This window comes from Proteus mirabilis ATCC 29906 (assembly GCF_000160755.1).
Classification (GTDB): domain Bacteria; phylum Pseudomonadota; class Gammaproteobacteria; order Enterobacterales; family Enterobacteriaceae; genus Proteus; species Proteus mirabilis.
Map to the genome: position 1 here is coordinate 285,090 of NZ_GG668576.1, position 16,222 is coordinate 301,311.

Here is a 16,222-nt window from a genome sequence, read left to right on the forward strand (position 1 = left end):
TTGTTATCATTTTTGTTAATAAATAAGCACGCTAACGTAAGATAATAAAACCCAACTATTAATGTGGATATTACTTACTTATAAAAAGTGGTAGTTGCTTTACATCAAAGAAACATGATTTATTACGAAGGTTATCAATTGTCGCTGTTTTCTTAACCCTATGTATTATTTAAAATTAATCAATTGATTAACATTGATATATAATTTAATACATATCGATTAATAAGAAAAAATAAACTAAATAACTAAAATAGCCTAATAAAGTCCAATTTATAATGTGTAATATACAGAATCATTAACTCATTATTTTTATCAATGATTACATCTGTGTTTTTTTTATTATTGTTATTTAACAAGTGTCATTTGATATCGAGTAAACATTAAAAAAACGTCGGTTAGCTTGAACTGCGTATCAATAATCTCTTATGTAATAAAACAAATAAACCTTCATTTAACATGGTATTTACAAAATAAGCTGGTTCTAAAATAGAACATTGAAAATCAATGCACTTATAATAGACTGATTTTTCTTACGCTTAACAAACTGCTCATCAGATAAAGATTCGTTTCATCTCTCATTTTCCAGCTATCACAATTGAATTACTGTTAAAAAAATGTGATCTAAGTTGTTCGGATTTGGTTTTGCTTCCGTTTTTGGTTTTTTGTTTTGAATGTTATCGCAAAATCATCGGCTGGATATCCTTATTCTCGTATTAATGATACGGAGGCACTTTATATGTTTTCAGAAGAAAGACGACAGGAAATCTATAGCATTATTAGGGAACAGAAAAAAGTTAAAGTGGCTCAGCTAGCGGAAAGATTCAACGTCACATTAGAAACGATCCGCAGTGATTTGAAATACCTCGAAAATGAAGGGTTGATCAAACGTTGTCATGGTGGCGCCATACTAGGGAAACAAGAAATAAAAAAGATCAGTAAATTTAGTGATAGTTTTGATATCTCATGCTTACTACATGATTTATTGATCGTCAAAGAACATAAAAAGAAAACACCAGAAGGTAAAGTGTGTGTATTAGGCTCTTTTGTGGTGGACATTATTGCTAATGTTGATGCATTTCCTCGTGTAGGGGAATTGGTAAATTCAAAAGGAAACTCAATAGGTCCGGGTGGAAAAGGGACGAATCAAGCCATTTCTGCCAGTTTTTCTGATGCAAAAGTGCATTTAATTACCAAAGTCGGTGAAGATCATTTTAGTAAGTACGCTTATAAATATTTGCAAGAGAGCGGTATTGATTCATTTACTATTTTTCAAACAGAAATAGAGCCGACAGGTAGCTCAATTAGCTATTTAGCAGATAAAACCCAAAATAATATTACGGCTACCTATTTAGGCGCAAATAACACTTTTACCCTGCAAGAGGTCGATATCTCACTGCCTTATATTAGTGAAGCTGACGTGTTATTACTGCAAGGGGAAATTAATATTGATGCTAATGTGAAAGCCGCTTCTTTTGCTCATTCTATTAATAAAACCGTCATACTTAATGTCGCTCCGTATAGCGATGATTTAAAACAACTTTATTTATATGTAGATTTTATTACGTTAAACGCTTACCAAGCTTCAGATTGGTCAGGTATTGAAATTAATACGATTAATGATGCCAAGCAAGCCGTAGAGATTATTGCCGGTAACGAAAAGAAAAAAGTGATTATCTACATAGATGAATTAGGCGTGGTGTATTTTGATGGGAGGAATACTTTTCATATTCCGCCACTACCTTCTCTACGTGTTGATACGATGGCAGCAACAGATGCTTTTAATGGTGCATTTGCCTCAAAAATAGCCGCAGGAGGCACAATGCCAGAAAGTGTTTTATTTGCTAGTGCTTTCTTGTCTGCATTTATAGAACAAAAAGGGGTGACTTCAATGCCTTCACTGTCACAAGTACAAGCACGTCTTAAATTAAGAATTGAAGATATTCGACCACAAGTAATCTGCAATGAGAAAAGGTGCATATAATGAAAAAAACTCTCTTAGCTCTGACCCTATGCAGTTCTGTTTTTACTGTTCCTGCTTTTGCACAATGGCCTGAAAAACCTATTACGATTATTGTTCCTTGGGCTGCTGGTGGCAATACCGATACCGTTGCTCGTTTAGCAGCAAAAGGATTACAAGAAGAATTAGGTGTGACGGTTAATGTCGTTAATAAGACCGGAGGAAGTGGCGTTGTTGGACATGATGCTATTAAAAATGCCAAGCCAGATGGTTACACATTAGGTATTGCCACGGTTGAAATTGCGATGATGCATCATCAGGGGATGACTAATTTAACCTATCAAGATTATACCCCGATCACACGTTTAGCGGTAATCTACGGTGGATTACAAGTTGCAAAATCATCGCCTTTTAATAATGCACAAGAAATTATTGATTATGCCAAAGCCAACCCAGGGAAATTAAAAGCGTCAGGGAGTGGATTAAACTCTATCTGGCATCTTAATAATATTGGTATGTTACGTGCAGCAGGTTTACCTGATAACGCAATCCGCTTTATTCCTTCCCAAGGAGCCAGTGCGGCATTACAAGAGTTAGCTTCAGGGGGCGTTGATATTGTAACGTCTTCATTAGGTGAGGCTGACAGTATGGTCAAAGCCGGATTAGTCAAACATATGGCCATTATGTCTAATGAAAAATCGGCATTTTATCCTGATGTTCCTCTCTTTAAAGAAGCAACAGGTTATGATTGGGATTTACAAGCATGGAATATGTTAGTTGCCCCTAAAGGACTTGATAAAGAAGCACAAGATAAGCTTACCGCAGCAATGAAGAAAGTTTATGCTTCAGGTGAATTAGCTGAATTTGCTAATAAACAAGGATTTGAAGTCATTGAATTGTATGGTGATGATGCGACACAATTTATGGCCAATGAAGATAAAAAGTTTGGCGAAATTATAAAAAAATAACTGAGGAAACGGCTGATAATAGCCGTTTTTATGCCTATGCTAAATCGTCATATATTATCATTTATATTTTGCCTATTTGGATTATTTCTTATTATTTATAGCGCCTATTCATTAGGTGATTTTAGTGAATATGGTGCGGCTTTTATGCCTTCACTAATTGGTGGAGGAATAATTATTTTTTCATTATTAGATATTTTTGCAAAAAAGCAGCAAATGGATACACCTTTGGTGACATGGCATGAAATAAAATTTGTGTTATTAATTATTGGTATCATTCTATTTTATGTGTTTTTTGCTGAATACCTTGGTTTTATTGTTACAGGATTTATTGTTATTGCACCATTAATGATGAAATACGCAAAAGTAAAACCGATATTTAGTTTTATTATTTCTGCTGGAATTGTATTAGGCGTTTACTATTTATTTACCGCTGTACTGTTAGTACCGCTACCTCAATTATTTTAATAAATAGAGAAAAACAGTATGGATATATTTATTAGCGCATTAGCTTATATTGATTACACGACAATACTTGTTGTCGTCGGCGCTTGCTTATTTGGTTTATTTGTTGGAGCAATTCCGGGATTAACATCAACCATGGCAATTGCTTTAATGGTGCCTTTTACTTTCTTTCTTGATCCAATTCCTGCATTAGCACTGATGATCTCCGTAGGTGCATCCTCGATATTTGCCGGCGATATTCCAGGGGCATTATTAAATATTCCCGGAACACCCGCCTCTGCAGCTTATACTAACGATGCCCATACATTGGTTAAAGAAGGTAAAACTAATCGTGTATTAGGGATGTCATTAACAAGCTCCGTTATTGGTGGGGTGATCGGCACAATTATTTTAGCGTCAACCGCTCCGTTGTTAGCCGAGTTTGCACTTAAATTTAGCTCTTACGAATATATGTGGCTTACTTTAATTGGATTAAGCTGCGCCACTATTGTTTCTGGCGCTCAAATTAGAAAAAGTTTGCTAGCACTGTTTTTCGGTATTGCTTTAGCCACTATTGGCTACGATGAATTTACAGGACAAGCCCGTTTTACCTTTGGTGAAGTCTCTTTAATGCAAGGTGTTAGTTTTATTCCCGCCATGATAGGGCTATTTGCTATCTCTGGTGCGATTAAATATTACGTCGATCGCTGGAAAGAAAAGCAAATTAAATTAGCAGTTAATACAGATAATAGCTCATATAATATTTTTAAAGGGGTGGGAAAGGTTGTTTGCCAACGTAAAGGGGGCATTTTCCGTAGTGGTATTATTGGTACATTGATAGGTGCTTTACCCGGTGCTGGTGCCGATATCGCTGCGTGGATCTCTTATGCAGTATCTAAAAAATTATCAAAAAAACCGCAAAAGTATGGGCAAGGCTCAGAAGAAGGTATTGTTGATGCATCAGCAAGTAATAATGCTAGTTTAGCAGGAAGTTGGATACCTTCATTGGTTTTTGGTATTCCCGGTGATTCTGCGGCAGCTATTATCATTGGTGTATTGTATATGAAAGATATGCAACCTGGACCAACTCTCTTTTTATTTAATCCAGATAAACTGTACGCCGTTTTTATCATTTTCTTTATTGCGAATTTAATCTTATTACCTATAGCTTTTATTGTTGTTAATTTTTTAAAGAAAATTGTTGCTATTGATAATGCAATTCTTTATCCAGCAATTATTTTATTTAGTATTGTCGGTTCATTTGCTATTACCAATACGATGTCATCCATTGTGGTTATGATGGTGATGGGAGTTATCGGCTATTTTCTTCAACAGCGTAACTTTCCTATCTCACCGATTATATTAGGGATGATTTTAGGGCCGATGCTAGAGAAGAATTTACTTTCTTCGTTGATGAAATCGGACGGAGAGCTAATTAATTTTGTTAATAGACCTATTTCAATTGTATTAGCCAGTGTTTTCCTATTAATTGTCGCTATGCAAATTAGGAGCGCATTTAAAACCAAATAACTAATAAGCTATTTATTATTTTCAAAAATATACACATATTCTATCCAATACCAGGGAAAATGCTTCTTAAATAATTAATTTTTAATTTAAGAGGGCAATATCCGTAGATAAATAAAAATATCGGGTGTTTTTATGAAAAAGATATTAAATAAACCAGAAAATTATGTTGATGAAACATTAGCTGGCTTATGCCTTGCACATAATGATATTTATCGTCAACCACAACCACGTTTAATTACGCGAGCTAACAGCTCAGATAAAGCTAAAGTGGGAATTGTTACTGGCGGAGGATCAGGGCACCTTCCCGTTTTCACCGGATATGTAGGTGAAGGTTTATTAGATGCCGCCGCAGTCGGTGATGTATTTGCCTCACCGTCAGCAGATCTAATGGCTGATGCGATACGCGCTGCGGATAATGGGCAGGGGGTATTACTGCTCTATGGTAATTATGGTGGCGATATTATGAATTTTGATATGGCCTCTGAAACGGTAGATTTTGAAGATAATATTCGATGTACAACGGTGTTAGCGACAGATGATATTGCTTCTGCAACACCAGAAGAAGCGCATAAACGTCGTGGTGTGGCTGGAATGATTTATGGTTTTAAAATGGCAGGGGCCAAAGCTCAAGAAGGGGCATCTCTTGATGAGGTGACCCGCATTGCTCAAAAAACCATGGAAAACACGCGAACAATAGGCTGTGCCTTAACATCTTGCACCTTACCCGCTGTTGGACATCCTACCTTTGAAATAGCTGACGATGAAATGGAAATGGGAATGGGGATCCACGGTGAACCAGGAATTTGGCGCGATAAATTACGTAGTGCAGATGATATTGCAGAAGAAATGTTTCAACGTTTACAAACCGAATTATCACTAAAAAAGGGTGATAAAGTCTCAGTATTAGTCAACTCGTTAGGTGCAACGCCTTTAGAAGAACTCTATATTTTATATAATAAAGTTGTTCAACTTATTGATAATACAGGGGCGACTATCATTCACCCATTAGTCGGCCGTTATGCAACATCAATGGAAATGACCGGTGCTAGCTTAACTTTTTGTAAACTTGATGATGAGCTTGAAGCTTTATTGAATGCACCTGCTCACTGTGCATTTTGGAGAGTGTGATGATGACTAATATTACACTCGATAATATAAAACTTGCTGTACAACGTATCGCGATTGCCTGTGAACAGTCTCAAAATAGACTATGTGAAGCAGATAGCCAACTTGGTGACGGTGATTTAGGGGTAACCATGCAAAAAGGATGGCGACAAATTGCTAACGATGCCCAAGATTGGCCTGACGATTTAAGCAAAGCGCTTTTTCAATGCAGTAAATCATTACAAAAAGCCTGTGCGTCTTCTTTTGGTACTTTGCAAGCAACGGCTTTTATGGCAATGGCCAAATATTGCAAAGAAAACCACCTGCAAGAAATAGCGCTTACTGATATTTCCCCACTATTGACGGTCGCATACCAAAGCATGATGGCGAGAGGAAAAGGGGAATTAGGGCAAAAGTCAGTATTAGATATTCTTTATCATTTATCTGAAGATCTAGCGTCAATCTCATCTCTGACTGAACTAAAACCCACTGCTTTAAAAAGTATTAATAATACGCTCAATGAATTTCGCCCTAAGCCTAATTTATTGGGACGTGCCCGTATGTTCCCAGAAAAATCGATAGGATTAGACGATCCCGGAATGTTAGCGATTAACGTTATTGTTGAAGCAATTTGATTGAATAAATAAAAGGCTCTTACATGAAAAAATTATTTGGCGTTACAGTGGCGATGGTTACTCCGTTTGATTCAAATGATCATGTGGACATCAACGCGTTGTCTGCATTAACTAATATGTTGATCACTAAAGGTGTTGATTGTCTTTATCCTTGTGGCACGACCGGAGAAATGTTGCGTTTATCCGCATCAGAGCGTAAAAGTGTGGCGCAAACCGTAGTAGAGACGGCAAATAAACGTTTACCTGTTTTTATTCATGTTGGCGCAATGACGGTAACAGAAACCATTGAACTCGCCAAACATGCTGTAGAAATTGGTGCCGATGGTATTGGTGTAGTGACGCCACAATTTTTTGCTGCCACAGACAGAGAATTAGAGCACTATTTTGTGACTATCGCCAATAGCGTACCAGAGAATTTCCCAATCTATCTTTATAACATTCCACAATGTGCGGCTAATAATATCAAGCCTGAATTAGCGGCTAAAATTCAGCAACAATGCAAAAATGTGATTGGTATAAAATACAGTTTTGCCGATAACAATACGACACTTGGCTATTTAGCGGTTACAGATAATTTTTCAGTACTTCATGGCTACGATAAATTATTCCTTGGTTTATTAGATGCAGGCTGTGATGGCACAGTTTCAGGATGTGCCTGTGTTTTCCCTGAGCCATTTGTGAATATGTATCAAGCCTATATTACGGGTAATTATCAAGAAGCGAAGCACTGGCAACAATTTTGTGTGAAATTTAGTGATGCTTTGAAATCAGGCGCGAACATGGCGATATTTAAGTCAGCATTAACTATGCGTGGCTTAAATGGTGGTCATATGCGTTTACCTCAACTTGATTTATTACCTGAAGAAAACCAACAATTGAAAGAAGATCTAACGCAATTATGCAAAGAAGCGGGGATCGCTTTTTCAATTAATTAACAGAGACTCAGCTTCAAAATATCTTTATTATATTAAGCAGTATAAAAAACAAGCTATACTGCTTTTTTATAATAAATAACATCTATTTATTCAATTATTTTTGTGATAAAAAATGACCATATTGCATAATATCGACATTGCCACCACTGATAATAATGCCAATTTTTTTGCCTTTTAACTTATCACCAAATTGACGAGCTGCAGCTAAACTTAAACAGCCTGTAGGCTCTACAATGATTTTCATTCTCTGAGCATAAAATTGCATAGCAGAAATTAGTTCTTCATCTGTTGCTGTTAAAATATCGTCTACGTTGTTGCGAATGATCTCAAAAGTATAATCGCCTAAATGCTGAGTTTGTGCGCCATCTGCAATAGTTTTTGGCGTATCAATATAAATTATCTCACCTTTGCGTAATGATTGTTGTCCGTCATTTCCCGCTAAAGGCTCAACACCAAAAATTCTACAATGTGGCGAAAGGGCTTTGGTTGATAATAATGAACCTGAAAGTAAACCACCTCCCCCTAAGGGAACAAACAGCATATCTAACTCACCAACTTCCTCGAATAACTCTTTAGCTGCAGTACCTTGACCGGCAATAACGTGAGGATGATCGTAAGGTGGTATTAAAGTTAATCCTTCTTCTTGAGCAAGTTTTTGTCCTATCTCTTCGCGATCTTGTGTATAACGGTTATATAGAATGACTCTACCACCATAACCTTTTGTTGCTTGCATCTTAGCGGTGGGGGCATCTTCAGGCATGATAATTGTAGCTGGAATACCTAATAATTTTGCCGATAGTGCAATAGCTTGAGCATGATTACCTGATGAAAAAGTTATCACACCATTTTTGCGTTGTTCGCCCGTAAATTGTGATAATGCATTCATTGCTCCGCGAAATTTAAAAGCGCCTATGCGCTGAAAGTTTTCGCATTTAAAATAGAATTGAGCACCCGTTAACTCATTAATAGTGCGAGAGGTTAAGATAGGTGTTTTATTAAGATATGGCAAAATACGTTGATGTGCTTCAACCACATCTGGGTAAGTAGGAAGCGCTAATTTATTCATAAAGTTTGCTCCTTGATCACCATGGCTTCAATTTCAATTTTACTGCCAAAATGAAGCTCTTTTACGCCCGCGACTAATCTGGCCGGTTTATGCTCACCAATCCATTTTGCATATAACTCATTGACAACAGGCCATTCGTTAATGTCTGTAATATACATCTTAACTTGGGCAATATCGGTTTTTTGTGCTTTTATTCCTATAAGGCAAGCGTTTAAATTTTCAAGCACTTGATTAATTTGAAATTCAATAGGTTTATCCGTTAATGGCACGCCGTTTTTATCTAAAGGTAATAGGCCTGAAATAAAGGACATATTATTGGCTGTAACAACATGAGAGTAGTGACCCCCTGGCGATGTAAGAGCTTCAATATTTTGCATCACAAGATGTGAACTCATAGTATTTTCCTATTTCACTCTGGTTAGATTAAATGTATAACAACTTATACATTATGTCTAACTCTAGATCAATAGTGTAGTTTTAGCTAGTAAATCAAATAATAAATACGAGGAAATTGACGATAGCTATGATAGCTATATAGAAAGTAGTTATTAGCAAGGTAAAATTAATCGCCACTGTTTGGAGGGAAAGTAATGGCTTAATGGTGTTATTTTAACATAGATAACATAGCATTAGCATTTGCTTTGTCGTAGGCCTTTTAAAGGTTGAAAGAAGGTTCAATAACTTGATTGAGCCTTCTTAATGTATGCGGTTATTCGTTAATAAAGCTTAAATAGTTAAAAAGTGGCTTAAAACCAAATTTACGATATAGCGCTAGACCATCCGCTGACGCATCTAAGAAACAACGCTCGACACCTTGCTCTCGACAAAACTCTAATACGTGAGTAATTAAATGTGTGGCATAACCATTGCCTTGATAGGCAATATCCGTCCCAATATCGTCAAATCTTGCTAGTTTATCATGTAATGTCAGTGTTAATGATGATACAGGCTGCCCTGCAACTAATAATGCATAATGAAGGATCGTCGCACCATTATCTAACGCTTTTTGGTGATAACGAATATATTCATTAGTTATCGTATCGTCACCAACAGGAAAGGCGGTTTTCAATGGTTGCGCCCACTGTTTAAGATCATGGTTAGTTAAAATAATATCGCACGGGTTATTTTTATAGGGGGGATAAGTCGCATCAGACAATGAGAGATACATAGCGGTTGTCATACCGTCACCCGTATAACCTGCTTTTTTTATTATCTCTTCAAATTCAGGCAACAGAGATTCCGGCAGAACCAGCATGTGACCTTTTTTTTGCGAGGAGAACAGCGTACTTGCTTGTTGGAAAGTATTTTCGCTAGCGCCTTGGCGAAGGTAGATAAAATTAAAAATAGGCGCGTCCATCGGTGTCATAAAGCAGTGGGTATGATCACCAATACGAATATTGTTTTCACATATCTCTGACCAAAACGCTTTTTCTATAATTTTAAACTCTTTATACAGTTGTGCATCCATAATGGTTCTCTAGATAAATCATGATAAGCGATAAGAGGCTAACAGAGGATCCGCTTGTGTAGATTAATTTGGTTCAACTTACTCACCTAATAAAAGTGACAGTGTCACCAATGTGTCTGTTGCTACATGTAAATCTTTTAGCAAATAAGGCATCGGGCTATAATCGATGTTCCATCTTTAGTAGTCGTTGCTGAGCAATTATAGCCTTTTTATCATACGTTTTCCGGTATCACTAAAGTTACCATAAAAAGTCATCTTAGTGGCTTAGCATTTGCTCAGGGTGATGTATATCACTAATTTCAATGTAATATGTGTAAGATTACGTTATCGGTAATCTACAATAGGGATAGATCTACTAAAGAATAATCACTTTGGTAAATCCTTGTGAATATTATACTCACTTTATGTGCTAAAAAATGCAAAATTTATAAAAAATAATTATTTTTCATAAAGATATATGGTTATTTCTATATAAAAAATGGCTTATAACAGTGATTCTCATCACAAAGAGATAAATGGACTATAACATTAACGATACAATAGGTTGTTCTCCCCATAAATAACCAAAAACCCAGTCAATAATTCTTATTAAAATGCTTTATTAAGAATTTTATCTATATAAAAAAAGCAATTTCAGCACCATACTATTACCTGCATTCAAACCAGTCATATAATCCAAATATAAATAAAAAAATGAACCATTAGACTATATTTAAGCTCCAAAACCAGTTTAATTTACTTATTTATCTTTAAATATAAGTTTATTGTTTTACAAAAAAATTAATATCGATATGATAGCCCACATATACAGCATATTATTTTTTAAAAAAAGGCGTCATATGTTAGAAAGTATTGGTATTTCAAATATTTGGACATACCTTTTAGGCGTTATTTTTATTACACTAGTACCAGGTCCAAATTCAATTTTCGTCCTAACTTCGAGTGCGAAGCATGGCGTGAAAGGGGGGTATAAAGCCGCTCTTGGTGTTTTTACGGGTGATGCATTATTAATCTTTTTGGCATTTTTGGGGGTTGCTTCATTAGTCAAGACTTCACCCGTTTTCTTTATTGTGATCAAGTATGCCGGTGCACTTTATTTAACCTATTTAGGTTTAAAAACACTCTATGCGACATTCCATAAGAAAAAAGAGCAGCCGGAACAGGTTGCAGTAGAGGTTGTAAAAGCGAAAAACGGCTTATATATCAAAGCGCTTTTCTTAAGTTTGTTAAATCCAAAAATGATCATCTTTTATGTGTCATTTTTTATTCAATTTATTGATCCTAAATATGAAAATGCAGGGGTTCCCTTTTTTGTATTAGGTGTAATATTAGAAATATGTAGCATGCTTTACTTATCTGTACTTATTTTTGGTGGCGTTGCTATTACTAATAAGGTTAAGCATAACAAACGATTAGCATCATTATCGAATAGTTGCATTGGTGCTGTGTTCTTATTATTTGGTGCCAAACTCGCTTTAACGGCTTAATAGATTGATGAGATTGATGAAAAGGTCACATTTTATGGTGACCTTTTTTTTATACGAAATTTGTATATGATGAAGAATGAGCTAAATGATAACAAGGCCACCTTATGAAAAATACCATTGTAAAAGATCTGAAAACACTGGAAGAGATTTATGGTCAACCTGCCGAACCATCGGTCTTAAAAGAAGTGGATTTTATTCACCCCCTTTATCGCCCTTATATTGAAGCTACACCATTTGTTGCATTAGCCACTTATAGTGCTGATGGTATGGATGTTTCTCCTCGTGGCGATGAGCCCGGTTTTATTCATATTGAAGACGATCATACTTTATTATTACCCGATAGACGTGGTAATAACCGCATTGATAGCATGCGCAATTTGTTAATTAATCCCGCGATTGCTTTATTAGTGCTAGTCCCCGGCATTAATGAAACATTACGAATTAATGGTCATGCGGAAATTTTAATAGATGAAGAAACACTCGCACGCTTTAAATATAACAATGCACTACCTCGCTCAGTCTTGCGCATCCATGTTGAGCGCGTATTTTTCCAATGTGGTAGGGCACTTATTCGTTCAGGTTTGTGGGAAAACAAATATTTAGCTGATAAATCAACTATTCCAGCACCGGGACAAATATTGAAATCCATTTCTCATCAACAATTTGATGGTGATAAATATGATGCACAATTGCCTGAACGTATTATGAAAACATTATATTAATCATATAGTTTGCTCTTTTTATATTAACATTTGCTAAAAAGAGCAAGAAACAGAGTGCATAATGGGGGGAAGTGCACGCTATACTGTTTTAATAAATACCTTAATTAGTAGCGTGATTTTATGTATTTTCAGTATGGTGAAAAAGAGATCTCTTTTTTAAAACAAAAAGATAAGCGTCTAGCCGCGGTGATGGAAAGAATAGGGGAAATTAAACGTCCACTTACCCCTGATTTATTTACCGCATTAATTAAAAATATTATTGAACAGCAAATTTCTGTTGCGGCTGCCACCACGGTTCAGCAACGTTTACTTACCCTATGTGATGGTATTTATACTCCTGTACATATTGCTAGTTTATCAGTGCAAGATATTCAGCAATGTGGAATGACAATGCGTAAAGCCGGTTATATTAAAGGTATCGCAGACTCAGTTATAAATCATACGTTAGATTTAGACCAAATCCCCGCTATGTCTGATAAAGCGGTGATCAATACCCTAATAAAATTAAAAGGTATTGGCATTTGGACCGCTGAAATGTTATTAATTTCATCACTTAATCGTCCTGATATTTTAAGTTGGGGGGATTTAGCTATTCAGCGTGGTATCATGCGTTTATATCGCCATCAAAGCTTAGATAGAACACGCTTTGAACGCTATCGTAAACGTTATTCTCCTTATGGTTCAACGGCTTCACTCTATTTATGGGCATTATCTAAAGAAAGCGCAGACTAAAGAGCAATAATCGGAGTGATCTAAATAGAAGTTTATTGATAATGGACTTCATCCAGCATACATAAATGTAGGAACTAAAATGGAAAAGAGACATTATCAACTTATTGAACAAGCCTGCCGTTTTATTGAAGAAAATCAGGGTGATGTTTCTCTTGCCGACATCGCCGCACATATTCAATCCAGCCCATATTATTTCCATCGACGATTTAAATCTATAATGGGAATTACACCTAAAGAGTATGCGAATGCTTATCGGCACAAACTAATTAAGAAAGCATTAGCTGGCGATAAAACAATTACAGATGCGATATATCAATCAGGCTTTAATGCGAATAGCCGATTTTATGAAAATGCGACAGCCATATTAGGTATGACGCCAACCCATTGGCGCAATGGTGGACAAAATATCGTGATTTTTTTTGCTGTAGGGATCTGCTCATTAGGCCATATCCTTGTAGCTCAAAGTGAAAAGGGCATTTGTGCGATAACACTTGGCGATGATCCTGCGTGTTTATTAGAAGAATTACAAAAACAATTTCCTCAAGCTGAACTTGTTGGTGCAAACCAAGAGTTTGAAAAATTGGTTGCCCAAGTCATTGGTTTTGTTGAACTGCCAACACAACCTTTGGCATTACCACTTGATATTCAAGGAACAGTATTTCAACAAAAAGTTTGGCGGGCATTATTAGATATTCCTTTTGGTTGTACCATGACATATCAAGAAATTGCTCAAAAAATTGGTTCGCCAAAATCTTATCGAGCAGTGGCGAATGCCTGTGCATCAAATAAACTAGCAGTGGCGATCCCTTGCCATCGAGTTATCAGACAAAATGGTGAAATATCTGGATATCGTTGGGGGATTGAGCGCAAAGAAAAATTATTACAAAGAGAAAAATCCCTTCATCATCAGCATGATAGATTGGCTATTAGCAAGAGCGATTAACCGTTATAATAAACATAATATCAATTTATAACAGATGAAATAAAATGGCATCAACAGCGATTGTACCAACAGATATTACATTTTTTGAGCGTTTAATCCCTTCAATTTTAGCCGGTATTAAAGTGATCACAATTAGGGATGAAGCAGAAAGCCACTATAAACCAAACACTATTGTTGATTTATTATCTAATGAACATGGCACTTATTATGGAAAGTTACAAATTATTTCTGTATCACCCTTAAATTTTAATGAGATAAATGAATTTCATGCTCAACAAGAGGGCATGAATTTGCCTACTTTAAAGGCCTTAATTAAAGACATTTATCCTACAACGGAAAATCTTTATTTAATAGAATATAAATTAATACAATAAGTAGTTCTCTCTTATTAGTTAATACCAATAAAAGCGGAGGAGTTCCTCCGCTTTGTATTATAACTTAAAATCAATAGGGTAATCGTTAGAAAAATTAAGCTAAATCAAGTTGCTGCTTTAAGATCTCTATTTCTGCTTGCCATTGAGCCTGTAATATAGGCTTTTGATGAGCAGATTTTCTTGCTAAATCAGCATTCAATTTATCTTCAAGTGCTATCAATTTCATTAGCAATTCATCTTCATTATGATGTTTTACTATTTCAACAGATGGAGCATGATGGCCATTTTGCTCATTAGAGACCGATGACATATCTTGTTGAGAAATAAGCTGATAAATTGTTTCAATATCATGATGTTCGCTAAGAATACCATTGTGAATATACCAAAAACGATTACAGCTTTTCTCTATCAATTCTCTATCATGGCTGACGAGTAAAATTCCCCCTGAAAATTGTTGAATTTGCTCAGCTAATGCCTGTTTACCTTCCATATCAAGATGGTTTGTTGGTTCATCTAGCATTAATAATGAATATTTTGCCAAACTGAGACCAATAAAAAGTAAACGAGCTCGTTCACCACCACTTAATGACTTTACTTGCTGATTATGGCGAGAATAAACAAAACCTGCATTTATTAATGCCATTTTCCTTTGCTCATCTAATAGCGGTGCAAAGGGCTTTAGTGCATCGGCAAGGGTATCATTATCATTAAGTTGTGCGAGACTTTGATCGTAATAACCTAACTCAACTCTGGGATGCAGCCTGATCACATTTTCTGTTGATGTGGTTGAACCATGAAATGATGACCAAATCATTTTTAATAATGATGACTTACCTGTCCCATTAGCACCAACAATAGCGACTCGATCACCACTTTTGATCCGTTGATTATCGATGGTATATAAAATCGGTGCATCTGGCGCAGGGATCACTGAAAGCTGATGCAGCTCAAGCAATCTATCTGCCCGTAATATTGTTCCTGATAACTGTAACGTCCATTGATTGCCTTCTGTTACATCGGCTTGTTCGTCTTTTAAACGAACAATTTGTTTTTCCATTTGTTTGGCTTTACGTGACAAACTTTCGTTATCATACACTTTTCCCCAGATGGCCAATTGCTTCGCACTTTGTGCAATACGATCTATCTCTTTTTGTTGTGCATCACAACGATGTTGCGCACTGATATCTTGTGCTTCTTGCTCTTGTCTTGCCTGAGAGCAGGGCAAGCGAAAAACAGATAGGGTTTTATCACGAATGATCCACGTACAATTGGTCACTTTATCTAACAACCTATTGTCATGTGAAACAAGAATAAAACTTCCTCGCCACTGTGTTAAAAATGTTTCTAACCACAAGATAGTCGGTAGATCTAAGTGGTTACTTGGCTCATCTAATAGCAGTAAGTCTGGTTGCAAAATCAATGCTCTCGCAAGTAATAAACGAGTATGTTGACCACCACTTAATTGTGAGACTAATAGATTGATTTCATTGGTTTTAAATCCCATTTCACTTAATAACAATTCACTACGCCAACTTTCAGATATGCGTAGCTCTTCAGGTAATTTATGAAGAACCGCATCAATGAGACGCATTGACTGTAGCTCACTTGGTAACTGTTGTTCGACATAAGCCATAATGACTTGATTGGCGATAGTAATAGAGCCATCTGTTGGTATTAATTGGTGTGATAAAAGTTTTAATAGTGTACTTTTTCCACAACCGTTGTAGCCAATTAAACCAATTTTCTCACCTTTAGTGAGGGCCAAAGAAATATTACTCAGCAATATACCGTGATTATTATGAAAAGAGAGGTTTTGTGTAGATAATAATGTGCTCATAGCTTACTCATTTTTTAAGCATA

At 36.0% G+C, this 16,222-nt stretch carries 16 protein-coding genes; 12 read left to right on the forward strand and 4 right to left on the reverse strand.

What is annotated here, in order from left to right:
* The first annotated feature begins 667 nt into the window (after positions 1–667).
* From HMPREF0693_RS01290 to HMPREF0693_RS01320, 7 genes are all read left to right on the forward strand, one after another.
* Positions 668–1,981 carry a PfkB family carbohydrate kinase gene (locus HMPREF0693_RS01290; RefSeq protein WP_020945636.1) on the forward strand — a complete coding sequence of 438 codons (1,314 nt, stop codon included), beginning with the start codon at positions 668–670 and terminating at the stop codon, positions 1,979–1,981.
* Positions 1,981–2,925 carry a tripartite tricarboxylate transporter substrate binding protein gene (locus HMPREF0693_RS01295; RefSeq protein WP_004242895.1) on the forward strand — a complete coding sequence of 315 codons (945 nt, stop codon included), beginning with the start codon at positions 1,981–1,983 and terminating at the stop codon, positions 2,923–2,925. The genes HMPREF0693_RS01290 and HMPREF0693_RS01295 overlap by 1 nt, the downstream gene beginning before the upstream one ends.
* Positions 2,926–2,955: 30 nt before the next feature.
* Positions 2,956–3,390, forward strand: a complete 435-nt coding sequence (locus HMPREF0693_RS01300; RefSeq protein ID WP_004242896.1) for a tripartite tricarboxylate transporter TctB family protein — start codon at positions 2,956–2,958, stop codon at positions 3,388–3,390.
* 18 nt (positions 3,391–3,408) lie between these two features.
* Complete coding sequence (locus HMPREF0693_RS01305; RefSeq protein WP_004242897.1) at positions 3,409–4,896, forward strand: tripartite tricarboxylate transporter permease; 1,488 nt, start codon at positions 3,409–3,411, stop codon at positions 4,894–4,896.
* A gap of 132 nt (positions 4,897–5,028) precedes the next feature.
* The gene (locus HMPREF0693_RS01310) at positions 5,029–6,024 is read left to right on the forward strand and encodes a dihydroxyacetone kinase subunit DhaK (protein WP_004242899.1); all 996 of its coding nucleotides are present in this window, start codon (positions 5,029–5,031) and stop codon (positions 6,022–6,024) included.
* A complete protein-coding gene (locus HMPREF0693_RS01315) occupies positions 6,024–6,635 on the forward strand; it encodes a dihydroxyacetone kinase subunit L (protein ID WP_004242903.1) in 612 nt (203 codons plus the stop codon). The genes HMPREF0693_RS01310 and HMPREF0693_RS01315 overlap by 1 nt, the downstream gene beginning before the upstream one ends.
* 23 nt (positions 6,636–6,658) lie before the next feature.
* Positions 6,659–7,570, forward strand: a complete 912-nt coding sequence (locus HMPREF0693_RS01320) for a dihydrodipicolinate synthase family protein (RefSeq protein ID WP_004242905.1) — start codon at positions 6,659–6,661, stop codon at positions 7,568–7,570.
* 94 nt (positions 7,571–7,664) lie between these two features.
* Here HMPREF0693_RS01320 and HMPREF0693_RS01325 read toward each other — a convergent pair whose 3' ends face one another.
* The 3 genes from HMPREF0693_RS01325 to HMPREF0693_RS01335 all read right to left on the reverse strand — a co-directional run bounded on the left by HMPREF0693_RS01325 (position 7,665) and on the right by HMPREF0693_RS01335 (position 10,104).
* Positions 7,665–8,636: a threo-3-hydroxy-L-aspartate ammonia-lyase gene (locus HMPREF0693_RS01325; RefSeq protein ID WP_004242906.1), complete on the reverse strand. Its 972-nt coding sequence runs from the start codon at positions 8,634–8,636 to the stop codon at positions 7,665–7,667.
* A complete protein-coding gene (locus HMPREF0693_RS01330) occupies positions 8,633–9,031 on the reverse strand; it encodes a RidA family protein (RefSeq protein WP_004242908.1) in 399 nt (132 codons plus the stop codon). Before HMPREF0693_RS01330 ends, HMPREF0693_RS01325 begins: the two co-directional genes overlap by 4 nt.
* Before the next feature lie 314 nt (positions 9,032–9,345).
* Entirely contained in the window at positions 9,346–10,104 is a 759-nt protein-coding gene (locus tag HMPREF0693_RS01335) for a GNAT family N-acetyltransferase (protein ID WP_004242909.1), read from the reverse strand.
* An 839-nt stretch (positions 10,105–10,943) separates the two neighbouring features.
* Here HMPREF0693_RS01335 and leuE point away from each other — a divergent pair.
* From leuE to yqfB, 5 genes are all read left to right on the forward strand, one after another.
* Complete coding sequence (leuE, locus tag HMPREF0693_RS01340) at positions 10,944–11,591, forward strand: leucine efflux protein LeuE (RefSeq protein WP_004248051.1); 648 nt, start codon at positions 10,944–10,946, stop codon at positions 11,589–11,591.
* Between the two features lie 104 nt (positions 11,592–11,695).
* Entirely contained in the window at positions 11,696–12,313 is a 618-nt protein-coding gene (locus HMPREF0693_RS01345) for a pyridoxamine 5'-phosphate oxidase family protein (RefSeq protein WP_004242912.1), read from the forward strand.
* A 120-nt stretch (positions 12,314–12,433) separates the two neighbouring features.
* A complete protein-coding gene (locus HMPREF0693_RS01350) occupies positions 12,434–13,045 on the forward strand; it encodes a DNA-3-methyladenine glycosylase family protein (RefSeq protein WP_004242913.1) in 612 nt (203 codons plus the stop codon).
* A 79-nt stretch (positions 13,046–13,124) separates the two neighbouring features.
* Positions 13,125–13,988: a methylated-DNA--[protein]-cysteine S-methyltransferase gene (locus HMPREF0693_RS01355; RefSeq protein WP_004242916.1), complete on the forward strand. Its 864-nt coding sequence runs from the start codon at positions 13,125–13,127 to the stop codon at positions 13,986–13,988.
* A 44-nt stretch (positions 13,989–14,032) separates the two neighbouring features.
* Positions 14,033–14,362 (forward strand): N(4)-acetylcytidine aminohydrolase, encoded by a 330-nt coding sequence (yqfB, locus tag HMPREF0693_RS01360; protein ID WP_004242917.1) that lies wholly within the window; start codon positions 14,033–14,035, stop codon positions 14,360–14,362.
* A 94-nt stretch (positions 14,363–14,456) separates the two neighbouring features.
* On the opposite strand, the gene HMPREF0693_RS01365 is transcribed toward yqfB, so the two are convergent.
* Entirely contained in the window at positions 14,457–16,199 is a 1,743-nt protein-coding gene (locus HMPREF0693_RS01365; RefSeq protein WP_004242918.1) for an ABC-F family ATP-binding cassette domain-containing protein, read from the reverse strand.
* Between the last annotated feature and the right edge of the window lie 23 nt (positions 16,200–16,222).

Coding starts and splice junctions, on each gene's coding strand:
- HMPREF0693_RS01295 (WP_004242895.1), top strand. CDS start 1,981: ATGAAAAAAACTCTCTTAGCTCTGACCCTATGCAGTTCTGTTTTTACT.
- HMPREF0693_RS01300 (WP_004242896.1), top strand. CDS start 2,956: ATGCCTATGCTAAATCGTCATATATTATCATTTATATTTTGCCTATTT.
- HMPREF0693_RS01305 (WP_004242897.1), top strand. CDS start 3,409: ATGGATATATTTATTAGCGCATTAGCTTATATTGATTACACGACAATA.
- HMPREF0693_RS01310 (WP_004242899.1), top strand. CDS start 5,029: ATGAAAAAGATATTAAATAAACCAGAAAATTATGTTGATGAAACATTA.
- HMPREF0693_RS01315 (WP_004242903.1), top strand. CDS start 6,024: ATGATGACTAATATTACACTCGATAATATAAAACTTGCTGTACAACGT.
- HMPREF0693_RS01320 (WP_004242905.1), top strand. CDS start 6,659: ATGAAAAAATTATTTGGCGTTACAGTGGCGATGGTTACTCCGTTTGAT.
- HMPREF0693_RS01325 (WP_004242906.1), bottom strand. CDS start 8,636: ATGAATAAATTAGCGCTTCCTACTTACCCAGATGTGGTTGAAGCACAT.
- HMPREF0693_RS01330 (WP_004242908.1), bottom strand. CDS start 9,031: ATGAGTTCACATCTTGTGATGCAAAATATTGAAGCTCTTACATCGCCA.
- HMPREF0693_RS01335 (WP_004242909.1), bottom strand. CDS start 10,104: ATGGATGCACAACTGTATAAAGAGTTTAAAATTATAGAAAAAGCGTTT.
- leuE (WP_004248051.1), top strand. CDS start 10,944: ATGTTAGAAAGTATTGGTATTTCAAATATTTGGACATACCTTTTAGGC.
- HMPREF0693_RS01345 (WP_004242912.1), top strand. CDS start 11,696: ATGAAAAATACCATTGTAAAAGATCTGAAAACACTGGAAGAGATTTAT.
- HMPREF0693_RS01350 (WP_004242913.1), top strand. CDS start 12,434: ATGTATTTTCAGTATGGTGAAAAAGAGATCTCTTTTTTAAAACAAAAA.
- HMPREF0693_RS01355 (WP_004242916.1), top strand. CDS start 13,125: ATGGAAAAGAGACATTATCAACTTATTGAACAAGCCTGCCGTTTTATT.
- yqfB (WP_004242917.1), top strand. CDS start 14,033: ATGGCATCAACAGCGATTGTACCAACAGATATTACATTTTTTGAGCGT.
- HMPREF0693_RS01365 (WP_004242918.1), bottom strand. CDS start 16,199: ATGAGCACATTATTATCTACACAAAACCTCTCTTTTCATAATAATCAC.